A 14,797-nucleotide genomic window follows, 5' to 3' on the forward strand; every position below is an offset into this window, starting at 1 on the left:
ACCCTCCTAGAACTCTTAGTGCAGAAATACGTTTACTTTCATAATACTCACCTAACGCCTAGCTAATGCATACATTATTACGTAATTCTATCCAACTTTAAACGAGGTGTCTTAATGGATCCTTTTAAGCAAATGGCTGATTGGCGAAAGAACATGGATCATTTTTTTGGTGAGCAATTCTGGAATGAATTTGAAGGGGTTATAAAACCCACGATTCCACAGATTAACATCTACCAGTATGATCATGAACTTATATGCATTGTTAATATCCCAGGTCTAACCGATTTAAACAAAGTTGATATCTATGTAGATTACGCAAGACTGGAACTTAAAGGTGCTATAGACATTTCCTATACAGGAGGTACTGTGGTCAAAGAAGAAATACTTCAAGGTGTGTTTAAACGTGAATTAACGTTACCATTTCCCGTACGAAGAGATAAAATTAAAGCAACATATAAAGATGGTTTAGTATTTATTCAGCTGCATAGACTTATATCGGATGAAAGTGGTCGGAATAAAGTAAATGTCCAAATAGTAGAAGAAGATTAGACTTTATTCGGCCCAAACACACGCTTTTCAACTGATGAATGCTTACCTCTCAGCCTCTTATTAAGAGTATTTTTCCAACTATAAGCTAATAACTCACATGAAGCAAGTTCATCAGCTGCTTTTAAGTCTTCTTTGTTAAAATGCATGACTTCGTTACAGGCAGCAATTGTCCACTGAGGATACGGCCGATCGATTAATTCAAGCTCCAGTCCTGCTTCAGCATATCCTTCCTGCAGCACTCGAAAATACCAGCCTGTCCGTCCACTTCTTTGTATACGTAATACAAAATCCATTACACGAAATCGACGTGCAGGCTTCCAACAGGGCTGTCGTGGTTGCGCAACCTGAATAATACTTTCACCGAATTGATACGTATCACCTATGCAAACAGTGAATTCATCTGCATTATTTAGTGACAGGTTTTCACCCATTGCACCAACTCCAATTGAATCTAATTCTAAATCCTTCTGCCAGTAAGAATAATGTTCTTTCGGATAAGCAAACACAGCTTTTTCTGGGCCACCATGGTTTTTCCTGTCCGCTACCTCATCCTCAGCAAACCCGGTGGTTCTAAGCCATATTCTGTCATCTGATCCACTCTTAAACATGCCAGTCTCCCATGGCTTATCCATTCGTTTTTCTGCATGAGCATCCCCTAAACGCTTTACTTTCCCAATTAATAACTTATCCACATAAGGTTTAGTCATAGCGCCCCGTCACCTCTTTCTTACTACATTGTATCTTTAATGAAGTGAAAATGAAAATAGCACGGAGTCCAAATTCAGGATTTAAGTAATTCAGTTTGTATGGTTGATTTGGAAGGATGTTCGTTTGCGTAATGTGAGGTGCAGTCCTGCAATCAATCAACATTTCTCTTCTTGCAATTTCACATAGAAAAAGCGGTTTAATTAAGGGTACAATTAGGCGTTGTACTCCGTAACTAAACCACTTTAATCAGGATTCCGTGTTATTTTCTAATTCATTTCCATTACTTTGCCTTTTAATTCCGCTTTGTTTATTTTCCCTACGTGGGTTTTGGGCAGCTCATCCAGCAGCACGAATTTCTTAGGTACTTTATATTTGGTCAATTTATTTTCACAGTACACTTTTAATTCTGTTTCAGTTATCTTTTCAGTGGGCACAACAAATGCTACTACGATTTCTCCCCACTTTTCGTCAGGTAAACCTAATACAGCAGCTTCACTTATAGTTTCATTAGATTCGAGCCAATGCTCTATTTCCAAAGGATAGACATTCTCTCCCCCGGTAATAATCATATCTTTCTTGCGCCCTACAATATACACATAGCCTTCTTCGTCCTGTCTTGCCAGATCTCCAGTATGCACCCAGCCATCAATTATCGTCTGGTCTGTTTGTTCCTGCTTATTCCAATAATATTCGAACGAATGATTTCCGCGTATTAGAAGTTCACCAACATCATATCCATCAACTTTATCCCCATTTTCGGAAATAATCTTTACATCATTGAAAAGCATAGGTTTCCCAACTGAACCCACTTTCCGTTCTGTATCTTCAGGATCTATATAAAAATTATTCGGTCCCGCTTCAGTTAAGCCGTAACCTTCCTTGAATGGAATTCCTTTTTTATGAAAAGCCTTATATATTTTGTGAGGACATGGTGCACCGCCAGAAAGGAAAACTTTCATATCCGGAAAGCTTGCTTGCTGAAATTCTTTCGTACGAATTATCATGTGGTACATCGTTGGTACACATAGAACAATCGTGCATTGATATGTAATTAGATCCTTGACTACTGTGGCAGCCTCAAATTCTGGCGTTATGACAACCTTTCCGCCAACAAGCATGAGTGGCAATGATAATACGTTTAAACCACCTGTATGAAACATCGGCAAACAAGTTAATGTAATGTCTTCGTTTGTTATATTCCAGCTTATGATCGTGTTCATTGCATTCCATAAAATTGATCGATGTGATAAGACGGCCCCTTTTGGCTGACCGGTTGTTCCCCCAGTATAAATCATAGCCAGAGCATCGCTTTCTTCAGGTTCGTATACACTTGATAAAGTACCAGAGGTGGGCAGATGATTGATATAGGTATTATTATCGATATCTATTAATATACTATCAGTCTGGACTATATTATCCTGAAATTGTGGATCAACACCTATTAAGCTTGGTGAACAATCCTGGATCACATAAGATAATTCATCGTTTGATAATCGCCAATTTAGCGGTACAAAAACAGTCCCTATTTTCATGCAGGCGAATACAAAGTCAAAATAACTGATATGGTTAGGGGCTAACAATGCAATTCTATCGCCCTTTTGAATGTCATTTTCGATAAGATATTGCGCTAACCGCTCTGCTCGTTCGTTAAGCTGTTTATATGTCCAGGATTGATTTGTTTTTGCATCAACCACGGCCTTTTTTTCTGGGAATAAATCTACCCGACTTTGAAACCAATCCAATGCACAATGCATCGCTACCCCTCCATTTGCATCTCTGAATATATTATTCTAAGTATAGAAGGCTGGAGTTACATGATGGTTACAGCTAGTCAATGCGAACTTCAGCTTTAGAAAAACCGGGCAAACCCTTCCAGTCCTAACCGCCTTATCTTCAATGAACAAATTCGTATCAGGTATAAAATGCGAATTAACTGCTAGAATAATCTCTAAAAACCTCTCGTCACGCCATCCGGGGGTCGCTACGGGCGGATGCTTTCCGCTGGCAACGCTTCAGCTTCCTCGGAAGCCAAAACCGCTTCCTGCGGGATCTTCAGCTGTTGCTTTTCCCGCAGGAGTCACCGCCCTCCGCTCGCCCGGACTAGTGTAGTGCTGTCACACATTTATTCTATAGCGATTCCTACTCCAGTCCCAGTGGAGGAAATACACGTAGACTCCTGTGGGAGCTGAGGCCTAGATGAGACTACGAAGCGACGTAGGAGCAAGGAGACTCATCAGCCGCCCTAGGTGCGCGTAGTGTATTTCCGCAGCGGTGTCCTAGACTGAAATTATTTTTCCACAGTACGTCGCCTCATCTATCTTTTGTGCATTTTTTAACTGTCTTACCTTATAAAAAAAAGTGCCCCAATACTGGAGCACTCCTAAATTTACATCATAATTCCACCATCAACATGCAGTACATGACCATTAACATAATTAGCTTCATTGGAAGAAAGGAACAGGTAGGCATTAGCGATATCCTCTGGTCGACCTAATCGTCCCATTGGTATTTGTTCTTTCATTTGATCAATAACTTTCTCCGGAACACCTTCAACCATTCCTGTTTCAGTAAACCCAGGGGCAACTGCATTGACGTTGATTCCTTTTCTTGCAAGTTCCTTAGCCCAGGTTTTGGTCATACCAATTATTCCGGATTTAGCTGCCGCATAATTTGTCTGCCCGACATTCCCGTAGGCGCCTGATACAGAGGAAGTATTAACTATTTTCCCTTGGCCCTGTGCAGTCATGGAAGGCAATACAGCTTGTGTACAATGGAACACACCATTCAGGTTAACATCAATGACCTGCTGGAATTGTTCCGGTGTCATTTTTGAAAGCATCGCATCTCTTGTTATTCCAGCATTATTAATTAAGATATCAATCTTTCCATACGTTGATAATACTTCATCAACCATTGAATCAACACTACTGCGATCTGCAACATTTACTTGAATGAATGTACATTTCATACCTTCTGACTGAAGTTCTCCTTCTCGTTCCTTACCGCTTGTTTCATCAAAGTCTGCAATAACTACTTGTGCCCCCTCATTAGCGAAAGTTCGGGCCGCCTGTAAACCGATGCCATTCGCTGCACCTGTAATAATGGCTACTTTATCTTGTAATCTATTCATCTATTTTCGTCCTTTCTACTGTGCTTTAGTCTGCTTAGAAAAGAAATCCTCCATGATCCCCAAAAGGTTATCGAGGTCATCAATCAGTGGTGAGTGTCCGCTTCCGGTTAGTTCTTTGTAGGTTGCTTTTTCTCCATAGTCCTCGATAAGCTCATCTGTCATTTGTTTTGTAACCACAAGGTCTTCATCGCCCCAAGCAATTATTACCGGGATACTTATATTCTTAATTTTGTCCTGACCTTCCGTAAGCCCATTATGAACATTACTTAGATTAAAGATATTTAACACTTGGTACATCTCAGCCAGATTTCGCTGTGTCGTCATGTCAGCCAAATATTTTTCGTATCTTGCTTGATCAGGCTTATCTTTTCGGTAAATCAGCATATCCCACGTTTGCTTAAGTAACTCAAAGTTCTTGGTGTCATATGCATTTTGAACAACTTTTGTTTTGCCATCCTGCTTAACCTGTTCCAAGGTTTCCAGACGATTTGATATGACTGGGAATCCATCTGCCCCGGTTTCAAAGTAAGCATATCCTCTTGATGATGCTGAAGCTAGCAAAAATAAATGTGTAGCATGCCCAGGATAATCAGCACAAAACTGTTGGGCGACAGCTCCACCAAGTGACCAGCCTACAAGCGAAAAGTCCTGCAATCCAATTTCATCAACAAAAAGTTTTAAGTCATTCGAGAAATCCATTATCGAATCTATCGGCTGATTATATGATGATTCACCAAACCCACGTAAATCAACAGCATATACTTTAAATTCTGGTGCAATATTTTCAATTACCAAGTCCCAATGAACGGATGATGTCATGTTCCCATGAACGAGTAACACATTCTTATCTCCACCTACCCGTTCACGATAAGCGATTTTTTCACCATTGGACAATAAAACACTGTTCAACAAAACTTCAGACATAGATTAGCCTCCCTTTATTTTCCCCACCGAATCACATTGGCTCCCCAAGCATAGCCGATTCCGGCAGAAACTAAGACAACGATATCACCATTCTTAAGCATATCACGCTCTTCGGCAAGCTCTAGTGAAATAATTTGATCCATCTGACCAATATGACCATAGTTTTCCAAATAGATAGATTTGTCATGATCCACACCTAGCTGATCTAATACGTATGTATGCGCAGATCGCTTCATGTGCAGCATTGCAACATAGTCAATATCCACTTTCGTATAGCCGCTTTTATCCAGTGCCCTCTCGATGCATGTTATAAAATTATCCATCGATTTTTGTTCCAAGCGTTTTTTCATCCCCGGTGGATCCAGTACATCCAATTGATACAACCCTGCATCCAGCGTTTCTTTAGTAACTGGATTTTTCGTACCTCCTGTTGTAACAACTACATCCTCAGAAAATGAACCATCCGTAATCATATGAGTTCCAAGGATTTGATTTTCAGCGTGATTCTTTTGCAGAATCATGGCACCGCCACCAGCTCCAAGATTGAACATAAACCGGGTACGTGGGTTCTGATAGTTGATGAAATCGACATTTCGGTATCCGCCAGCTAACAATACTGTTTTTATATCCGGATCCGCTATCATCATGTCTCTAGCCAGCTTTAATGCCATAATTGTCGTTCCGCACCTTAATGCCGTATCAAATGCCCAAGCATTAACTGCGCCAATCTCATACTGCAGTTTTATTCCGGCAGTCCATAAGGGGTATTCTTTATGTTCTTCCCCAATGTAAATTACAACGTCAATTTCTTTAGGATCCAGCTTCACTTTAGCTAATGCATTTTTTGCAGCAAAAATCCCCATTGCGCATGTATGATCGTCTTTGCCAGGAATAGGTTTTTCTCTAATTCCCATTTTTTCTTCAATAACTTCAATGGGGAGTCCAGACTGCTCAGATAACTCTATCGAAGTAAGCTTCTTTTCAGGAATATATACCCCTGTACTTAAAACTCCTACTGTTTCCATTTCCGACACCTCATTTTTTGGTCAACCCTTTATTCAACCGATTAGAAAACTTGGATTGTATTGTGCCGGCAATACCTAATGGGAAGAAAATAACAGCTAAAATATAAACTATCCCATATAAGATAATCCAGCGCTCAAAAATCCAATGCACGTCAGCTAAATCCGACAGCCAATGGTGAGCAAATTCTACCAATCCAGCACCGATAAGCGGACCAATCAGTGTTCCAACCCCTCCGATTATTGTCATTAATAAGGCATCCAGCGTAACGTCTACTGCAAAAACACTTGTATCAATAAATCGCAGCGACAATACATATAATACACCGGCAAAACTTGCAATCACTCCCGCTATTACACTTACAATGACTTTATAATGAAGAACCTGAAATCCTAATGATTCTGTACGATTTTCATTTTCTCTTATCGCAACCAGGACTTTTCCTAGTGGTGATTTTGTAAATCGCCTGAGTCCAAAAAAGAAAATTACAAGAGAAATAAGACAAATCATATACATCGTTCCGGAGTCTCGAAGGAATTCTGGCAATCTAAACGTGAACCCTTCTCCACCACCGGTCAAACTGGTCCATTTTTCGGCAGCTACCAGAAAAAGGCCAGCCAGTGCCAATGTCAGCATGGCATAAAAGTGACTTTTAAGCCGTAACGTGAGTATACCGGCTATAAAACTGACAATCGCAGCAATGATTATCGCAACTATAACCCCAGCGGCTAAGGAAAGTAATGTAGAATCGTTTAAATCCATTACTATAGCAGCTGAATATGCACCAATCCCAAAAAACATTGCATGACCGAATGAGATAATACCGGTGTAGCCTAAAAGCAGATCGTAACTCATTGCAAAAATCCCAAAAATAAAGACTTGCATAATCATAAATAGCATGCTCCGACCTGTAAATAAGAATGGGACAATAAACAATAACAATGCAAAGGCTATATATATCCAGGTACTTCTTTCAATATGGCGTAAATTCATTTGTTTGTCTCACCCCTTTACCTTAAATAATCCTTCTGGTCTGAAGATAAGTACTGCTGTCATCAAAAGCATATTTACCGCTAACGATAGTGCTGGAACATAATAAGCCATAAATGCTTGCGTCAACCCTACTAAAATTGCTGCAAATAAGGATCCTTTAAAACTGCCCATTCCACCTATAACAACTACAATGAATGCTAATATCGCAAATTCAAGACCCATTTCTGCATATATAACCCCAGAATATGGTGCCATAAGCATTCCACTCAAAGCCGCCATCGCTGCACCAACCATGAAAACAGCCATAAATACAAATTGAATATTAATTCCGAGTGATTGTACCATTTCTTTATTCATCACTCCTGCTCGAACAATTAATCCAATACGGGTCCGCTTTAAAATAAACGTCGTAAGCGCAAAGATAAATATTCCGACTGCAATGATAAATAATCGATATTTTATGAGGATGATATCACCCAACATAAAGCTCCCATCAAGAAATTCCGGGGGAACTGCGGATTTTTGTTCTGGTCCAAAAACGACCTTGATCAATTCACCAAGCACGAGCATAAGCCCTAATGTAATCAATATCTGTTGAACGTGATTACCGTAAACCGGCCTGATGATTAAAAACTCCGTAATAGCTCCCAAAATAAGTCCCGTTACGATAGCAGCAGCAACGCCAAGCATGAAACTTCCGGTTAGATTGTAGACCCATACACCGCTGAATGCACCCCAAACAAATAAACCACCATGTGCAAAGTTTAAGACATCCATTAAACCAAAAATCAGTGTAAGTCCAGCCGCGAGAAGGAAGATCAGCATACCGGTCGCAAGTCCATTAATTGCCAAACTAACTATTAAATCCATTCCTTCCCCTCCCTATGCAATACCCAGATATTTTTTCATCAATGCTTTGTCATTTTTTAATTCATCCATCTGGCCATTATGAATTGTTTGCCCATCGTCAATTATATAAAAACGATCTCCAATTTTACTTGCCATCATAAAATTCTGTTCCACCAGCAAAATGGTTGTTTGTTCCTTCATTTGCTGAATAGATTCCATCACCTTCTCCACGATAATAGGAGCAAGTCCTTTACTTGGCTCATCAATTAAAAGCAATTCATTTTCATTCACATATGCTCTTGCGATTGCGAGCATTTGCTTTTGTCCTCCACTTAATTGTCCACCTGGTTTTTTCCAGAATTTTTGAAGATCCGGGAATAATCCAAGAACCCATTCCATACGTGTTGTTGTCTCTTCATCTTCTTTTTTCATAGCAACTTTCAAATTCTCCCCAACAGTCAGGTTATCAAATATCCCCTGATCCTCAGGTACATAGCCAATCCCGTTTTGGGCTATTGAATGTGTCTTTAACTTTCCAATTTCTTTATCATTATAGATAATGGAACCACCAGAAGCCTGATTTAACCCCATAATTGTCCGTAAAGTAGTTGTCTTTCCAGCGCCATTTCGGCCAAGCAAAACGGTTACCTCACCTTTTGGGACTTCGAATGAAATGTCGTGTAATATATGATATTGCTGTATGTATGCTTCAACCTGTTGTAGCTCAAGCAAGTTGCTCATCGTACATGCCTCCTAGATATGCTGACTGAACCGTTTCATTCTCAATTATCTCCTCAGGTGTTCCCTTTGCTAATAGTTCTCCATGAAATAACACAAGTACTTCATCCGATAAGTCCATAATCATGTCAATTTTATGTTCAATTAGCACAATTGTCCGATTCTCTTCTTCCTTAATCTGTTTAATCACTTCGATAATTGCCGGAACCTCTTCAAGGGACATCCCTGCTGTCGGTTCATCAAGCAAAAGAACCTCTGTATCCAATGCCAGCAGCATCGCCATTTCAAGCTTCCTTTTTTCCCCGTGCGCGAGGTTAACAGCACGTAAACCAGCTTTTGTGTCCAGGAATACTCTGCTAAGAAGCTCCATCGCCTTATCTTCAAATTTTTTATAATACTTGAAGTGTGCAAGCATTTGATAACGAACCTTTGCTTGCGATTGCACGGCTAACCGAACATTTTCAAGCACCGTCAGATTAGGAAAAACATTTGTGATTTGGAAGGACCTTCCTATTCCAAGACGGGTTCGCTTAGTCGTTGATAGCTTTGTGATATCCTGATCCTTATAAAGGATTTGACCATTTGTTGGAGATAATTGGCCACTCAGAAGGTTAAATAACGTCGTTTTCCCCGCACCATTTGGACCAATAATGGAGGTAAACTTCTTTTCGGGGATTTGTACAGAAATATGGTCAACAGCTGTATGACCACCAAATGCTATAGCCAAATCTTTTGTTTCCAATATTGCGGTCATCGTTTATTCCTCCCTGTAATTTAATGGCGGAACATCCCCATCCACATTAGGCGACAGGGATGTTCCAAGTTTGTTCAGTTAGTTGTTTTTAATTGGTGGTGCAGTTTCCTCTGGAGTAAGCACTCTTTCCAGAACTGGAATAGGATAATCATGCTCGTCACTTTCCTCTAATGTAACAGCATATAATGATTGTAGTGCCTGATGGTCTTCTGGACGGAATGTCATTGTTCCTTTAGGTGTTTCAAAACTCATCCCTTCCATAGTTTCTATCAGTTTATCTGCAGTTGTATCTCCTTCTGAATTCTTAAGCGCTTCCACAATTGAAATTGCAGCACTCATACCCCCAGGAGTAAATAAATCTGGTACTTCACCATCAAAGCGCTCTTTATGTTCCTTTACAAGCCAATCATTCACATCATTATCAGGTAATGTATGATGGTATACAGTAAATCCTGCCATTCCTACCAAAGGCTTCATTGTTGGCAACGTAGCAATATCTGCTACACCAGTTGAAATCTTAATTCCCTGTTCCTGTACTTTCATGTCAGCTATCTGATTCCAAGGTGTATTTGCCCCTGCCCAAATTACGTATAAATAATCTGGATCTGACTCTATAATTTTTTGGATGTTCGCCGTGAAGTCTGTTGCTGCAGGATCTGCATATTCCTCATGGCTTATTTCTGCACCCAAATCAGTTGCTGCTTCTTTAAATGCCGCAACACCATCCTGTCCAAATGCAGAATAAGGAGCAAGCGTTGCAATTTTCACCCCTTCGTCAGCAATTGCTGCTGCACCTGCGACAGCATCCTGTGATGAATTACGACCCGTTCTAAAAATGTAATCGTTATATTCTGAACCTGTAATACTGTCCGCAACAGCTGGTTCAACAACCATAATTGTTTCATATTCCTCTGCTAGCGGTGTTACTGCTAACGTATCACCAGAACTGGATGATCCGACAAGGAAGTCTACATTTTCATCTTCCAATAGACCGATAGCTTTTTGACGAGCAACTTTTGGATCTGTTTCAGTATCCTCAAAGACTACTTCAATTTTTTTACCTGCGACTTCCATTGTTCCGTCAGTCGCATAGTCAAGTCCTAGCTCAAATCCTTTTTTAGTTTGCTTTCCATAAGCTTCTAATGCACCAGTTAAAGATGCAAGAACACCAATTTTAACCGTTTCAGTTGTTTCTTCACCTTCAGTATCACTTCCATTAGATGAACCTTCACTTTCACCAGACGCATCCTCATCCCCACATGCAGTTACAAAAACAGCAATTAGCAGCATGATAAATAAAAACCCAGTTATACGTTTTACATTCATTACTTGTTCCCCCTTTTTAAATGGTTGTTTCACTTGCAGTTATCATAAACAATAGAAGTTACATAGAAGTAACAACTCTATTTTTCACCCTGCCAGCGGATTACCGTAGCTGCCCATGTATACCCGGTTCCAGCGGAAACTGCTACAGCAATATCCCCTTTTTTAAGTAATCCTTTCCCCTCAGCAATGTGTAGTCCATAACAGGGATCCAGCGCTGACATGTGCCCGAAATGGTCTAAATAAACAGCCTGTTTCTCGTCTAACCCCAATTTATTCAGTATTTCATGAAACATTGACCTTTTTGTATGAAGCGGCAATAAAACCTTTAAATCTTCGAGCTTTACACCACTTTTTTCTAATGCTGTTTCAATTACTTTAATAAAATTTGGTATCGATACCGGATCGAGACGCTGTTTCATGTTTAACGGATCTGGAACGTCGATATAATGAGATTTATCATCAACAACCTTTTGACTTACTGGATGTACAGACCCTGCACCAGGAACTAAGACGTCCTTACTAAATGAACCATCTGTAATTATTGATGAACCTAAAATCTCACTTTCAGCAGCGTCCCCTGATACTAAAGCTGCAGCTCCACCATCAGCAAAATTAAACATAAAACGAGATCGCGGATTATCGTGATTGATTATCATCGACTCTTTGGAGCCACCGGCAAGCAGTATGTTATTAATGTAAGGATCAGAATTTATCATATCCTTAGCAACTTTAAGTGCTAATGGAAAACAGGAGCTTACATTCATCATTTCAAATGAATAGGCATTTATTGCTCCTAACTCATGCTGAATCCTCGAGGACGCTGTCCAAACCTGATAATCTTTAAAGGGACTCCCAAAATAAATAACGACATCAATAGACTCTGGATTTATATTTTCCAGGACCTTTTTCCCAGCGGCAATCGCTAAATCCGATGCATGCATATTAGACGACGCTACTCTTTTTTCCACTAGACCAAATTTTTCAATTATAATATTTTCCGGTATTTCTGTTTTAACAGCCAGGTCAGCTGCAGTCTCTATTATGTCTGGTGTGAATATGCTGGTTGCTTTTATACCTACCATTTTCCCTGCTCCTTTTTCGGAAGCTTCATGACCCCTTCACCATCCAGCACGGTGCTCCCGCTCTGATTTCGACAAGTTGTCTGTAAGGTTAACAGTCTTGAATCTTCGTCTATTTTGACTACTTCTGCATAAGCAGTTATGGTGTCACCTATATATACTGGTTTGGTAAAGTTCAATGATTGGGATACATAGATGCTGCCCGGACCTGGTAAGTGCATACCTAATAGTCTTGATAACATGCTGGCGGTCAGTAAACCATGACTAATCCTTCCACCAAAAAATGTATTCTCAGCATATTCCTGATCAGTATGAATTGGGTTATAATCTCCACTAAGTCCAGCAAACATAATAAAGTCTGTTTCGGTTACCGTTCTGGAGAAATGTGCTGACTGGCCTATTTCAAAATTCATGCAAGATTTCACCCCTATCCCAAATAGTACGTAACGCCTTCTTATCTATTTTTCCAGTAGCATTTTTAGGAAGTTCACTCAATTCAATTATTCTTTTAGGGATTTTATATCTTCCTAATTTACTAGAACAATAGGCTTTGACCTCATCAGAAGTTACCGAGTGATTTCGATTGAAAGACAAGAATGCAATAGGAACTTCCCCCCATTTTTCATCTTGGACGCCAATTACAGCAGTCTCACTCACTTGAACTAACTCCTTTATTACCTGCTCAATCTCCAATGGATAGATATTTTCACCACCGGAAATGATCATATCCTTTTTTCTTCCAGCTACATATATAAATCCTTCATCATCACGACGAACTAAATCTCCGGAATATAGCCATCCATCACGAAGTGCCTTAGCTGTTTCATCAGAAAGATCCCAATATTCCTTCATAACATTTGGACCTTTAATCAAAAGCTCTCCTATCTCACCATCAGGTACAGGATCGCCATCCTCATCAATAATCGATATATCTGTAAACATTACTGGCTTTCCAATAGATCCTGCTTTTCTTTTATAATCTTCTTTTGATATCATAAATATAGTGGGTGCTGTTTCTGTCATGCCAAAGCCTTGCCCAAAAGGAAGGCCATGGTCAATGTATGCATTTATTAGTTCTTCAGGACATGGTGCACCACCACTGTAAAACCAGCGCACCAATTCAAAATTGGCAGTTTTGAACTCCTTACTTTTTCTAATCGCATCATGTATGGCAGGAACTCCCATAACAATCGTTACCTGATAATCCTCTATAGTTTGTATTGCACTGTCCGGTTCGAACTTTTCAGGTATGATAATTGTTCCACCAGCAAGTAAAGTCGGAAAAGCAAATAATCCTATTCCCCCTATATGAAATAGCGGGAGAAGAATAATAGATTTATCAGCAGATGTAATATCTATTGCCAATTGATTATTTACAGCATTCCAATACATGTTTTCCTGCGTTAAAACTGCTCCTTTAGGACGACCCGTTGTCCCAGACGTATAACAGATAATAAAGGGATCGCTTGATAGATGAGAGACTTCACTAATTTCTTCATATAAGTTAAGTTTGCTTATGTTGGACTCATCAAACGAGAAAGCGTTTTCAAAATTAACATGATTCCTTATATCGTTGTATAAAACCTCCGTTTCACTCTCATAAATAATTGTTTTCGCTCCACTGTCCTTAATTTGAAATGCTAGTTCAGGTGCGGAAAGACGAATATTTAAAGGAACAGCGATTAACCCCAAATGAGCAATAGCAAAATATGTAACCATATACTCTTCACGGTTTTGTGATAGGATAGCTACTCGATCACCTTGACTTAGCAGCAATTTATGTTTAAGTATGGAAGCCATTTTATAGATGTCTTGCGAAAGATCATAATAGGTCCTTTTTTCCTTCATACCAACCATCGCTACCCTATCAGGTGTTATATCGGCTCGTTTATGAATCCAATATGAGATGCTATTCATTCTTACTTCACCTCCTTAGCATTTAATCCATTAAAAATTAATTCCATGACATCATCAAAAACGTGTGCGGGAACGACTTCATCTTCCCAATATACCCAGCGCATACCAATAAACTGACCTATCCCCATCAGACAATAGCTGACAGTTTCAGCATCCAGCGACTTGCATTCCCCGTTACTCACGGCTTCATTAATAGATTGAACAAAGCCCTTTGCCAACTTTTCGTAATACTAGCGATAAAGATCCTTATCGACCAGGACAGATTGCTGAATGATACTATAAAGATTTCGATGATTGATAACCCATTCAAAAAAGGCTAAGTAACCTTTCCGTTGCTTTTCCTTAAATGCAGATGCTTCTTCCATTGCTCCTTTTATATGATGTCGCAGATTCGAACTTAACTGATAAACCAACTCATCATATATTGCTTTTTTGGTTTGAAAATAATTATAGAAAGTTCCTTGTGCAACACCAGCACGCAAAGTGATTTCAACTATTGATGTTTCAAAATAGCCTTGCTCGCCAATAATTTCTTCAGCTGTATCGAGTATTTTTTGTCTAGTTATCATCCCCTTCTTTGTTAATTGGTTATTTTCAGGAATTGACATATGAACCACCTCTCAGTTTTTGATTATACGGAAATTTCTAAAAATTATCAAGTGTTTTTAGGAAACTTTTTTTCGGAAGAATTACATTGCAGCGTAAATTTGCTAGCTTACGTGTCGTGTTGGTACGGGCGTGACTCGATAAAAGATTACCGAGCTGCAAATAAAACGCCCTTGATTCTGCTGTTATCAAGGGGTTTTA

16 protein-coding genes are annotated in these 14,797 nt (G+C 39.6%); 1 reads left to right on the plus strand and 15 read right to left on the minus strand.

The window, feature by feature from the left end; translation table 11 throughout:
- Positions 1-114: 114 nt before the first annotated feature.
- Complete coding sequence (locus tag ACE1TG_RS11600; RefSeq protein WP_375052549.1) at positions 115-549, plus strand: Hsp20/alpha crystallin family protein; 435 nt, start codon at positions 115-117, stop codon at positions 547-549.
- On the opposite strand, the gene ACE1TG_RS11605 is transcribed toward ACE1TG_RS11600, so the two are convergent.
- From ACE1TG_RS11605 to ACE1TG_RS11675, 15 genes are all read right to left on the minus strand, one after another.
- A complete protein-coding gene (locus tag ACE1TG_RS11605) occupies positions 546-1,256 on the minus strand; it encodes an MOSC domain-containing protein (protein WP_375052550.1) in 711 nt (236 codons plus the stop codon). The genes ACE1TG_RS11600 and ACE1TG_RS11605 overlap by 4 nt on opposite strands.
- A gap of 267 nt (positions 1,257-1,523) precedes the next feature.
- Positions 1,524-3,011, minus strand: a complete 1,488-nt coding sequence (locus ACE1TG_RS11610; RefSeq protein ID WP_375052551.1) for a class I adenylate-forming enzyme family protein — start codon at positions 3,009-3,011, stop codon at positions 1,524-1,526.
- Between the two features lie 632 nt (positions 3,012-3,643).
- The gene (gene fabG / locus ACE1TG_RS11615; RefSeq protein WP_375052552.1) at positions 3,644-4,387 is read right to left on the minus strand and encodes a 3-oxoacyl-ACP reductase FabG; all 744 of its coding nucleotides are present in this window, start codon (positions 4,385-4,387) and stop codon (positions 3,644-3,646) included.
- A gap of 15 nt (positions 4,388-4,402) precedes the next feature.
- Complete coding sequence (gene phaZ, locus ACE1TG_RS11620; RefSeq protein WP_375052553.1) at positions 4,403-5,311, minus strand: intracellular short-chain-length polyhydroxyalkanoate depolymerase; 909 nt, start codon at positions 5,309-5,311, stop codon at positions 4,403-4,405.
- A 14-nt stretch (positions 5,312-5,325) separates the two neighbouring features.
- Positions 5,326-6,336, minus strand: coding sequence for a 3-oxoacyl-ACP synthase (locus ACE1TG_RS11625; RefSeq protein WP_375052554.1), 1,011 nt, complete (start codon positions 6,334-6,336; stop codon positions 5,326-5,328).
- 10 nt (positions 6,337-6,346) lie between these two features.
- Positions 6,347-7,327 carry a branched-chain amino acid ABC transporter permease gene (locus ACE1TG_RS11630; protein ID WP_375052555.1) on the minus strand — a complete coding sequence of 327 codons (981 nt, stop codon included), beginning with the start codon at positions 7,325-7,327 and terminating at the stop codon, positions 6,347-6,349.
- A 9-nt stretch (positions 7,328-7,336) separates the two neighbouring features.
- Positions 7,337-8,197 carry a branched-chain amino acid ABC transporter permease gene (locus ACE1TG_RS11635; RefSeq protein ID WP_375052556.1) on the minus strand — a complete coding sequence of 287 codons (861 nt, stop codon included), beginning with the start codon at positions 8,195-8,197 and terminating at the stop codon, positions 7,337-7,339.
- A 12-nt stretch (positions 8,198-8,209) separates the two neighbouring features.
- The gene (locus ACE1TG_RS11640; RefSeq protein WP_375052557.1) at positions 8,210-8,917 is read right to left on the minus strand and encodes an ABC transporter ATP-binding protein; all 708 of its coding nucleotides are present in this window, start codon (positions 8,915-8,917) and stop codon (positions 8,210-8,212) included.
- The gene (locus ACE1TG_RS11645; protein WP_375052558.1) at positions 8,901-9,668 is read right to left on the minus strand and encodes an ABC transporter ATP-binding protein; all 768 of its coding nucleotides are present in this window, start codon (positions 9,666-9,668) and stop codon (positions 8,901-8,903) included. The genes ACE1TG_RS11640 and ACE1TG_RS11645 overlap by 17 nt, the downstream gene beginning before the upstream one ends.
- Positions 9,669-9,746: 78 nt before the next feature.
- On the minus strand, positions 9,747-10,994 hold the full coding sequence (locus ACE1TG_RS11650; RefSeq protein WP_375052559.1) for a substrate-binding domain-containing protein: 1,248 nt from the start codon (positions 10,992-10,994) through the stop codon (positions 9,747-9,749).
- A 77-nt stretch (positions 10,995-11,071) separates the two neighbouring features.
- Positions 11,072-12,076 (minus strand): 3-oxoacyl-ACP synthase, encoded by a 1,005-nt coding sequence (locus ACE1TG_RS11655; protein WP_375052560.1) that lies wholly within the window; start codon positions 12,074-12,076, stop codon positions 11,072-11,074.
- A complete protein-coding gene (locus tag ACE1TG_RS11660) occupies positions 12,070-12,486 on the minus strand; it encodes a MaoC family dehydratase (protein ID WP_375052561.1) in 417 nt (138 codons plus the stop codon). Before ACE1TG_RS11660 ends, ACE1TG_RS11655 begins: the two co-directional genes overlap by 7 nt.
- Positions 12,476-13,990, minus strand: a complete 1,515-nt coding sequence (gene menE / locus ACE1TG_RS11665; protein ID WP_375052562.1) for an o-succinylbenzoate--CoA ligase — start codon at positions 13,988-13,990, stop codon at positions 12,476-12,478. The genes ACE1TG_RS11660 and menE overlap by 11 nt, the downstream gene beginning before the upstream one ends.
- Before the next feature lie 2 nt (positions 13,991-13,992).
- Positions 13,993-14,172, minus strand: a complete 180-nt coding sequence (locus ACE1TG_RS11670; protein ID WP_375052563.1) for a hypothetical protein — start codon at positions 14,170-14,172, stop codon at positions 13,993-13,995.
- A gap of 48 nt (positions 14,173-14,220) precedes the next feature.
- Positions 14,221-14,598: a TetR/AcrR family transcriptional regulator gene (locus tag ACE1TG_RS11675; RefSeq protein WP_375052564.1), complete on the minus strand. Its 378-nt coding sequence runs from the start codon at positions 14,596-14,598 to the stop codon at positions 14,221-14,223.
- Between the last annotated feature and the right edge of the window lie 199 nt (positions 14,599-14,797).

The sequence above is a fragment of the Virgibacillus sp. JSM 102003 genome, from assembly GCF_041949995.1.
Lineage (GTDB): Bacteria > Bacillota > Bacilli > Bacillales > Amphibacillaceae > Lentibacillus.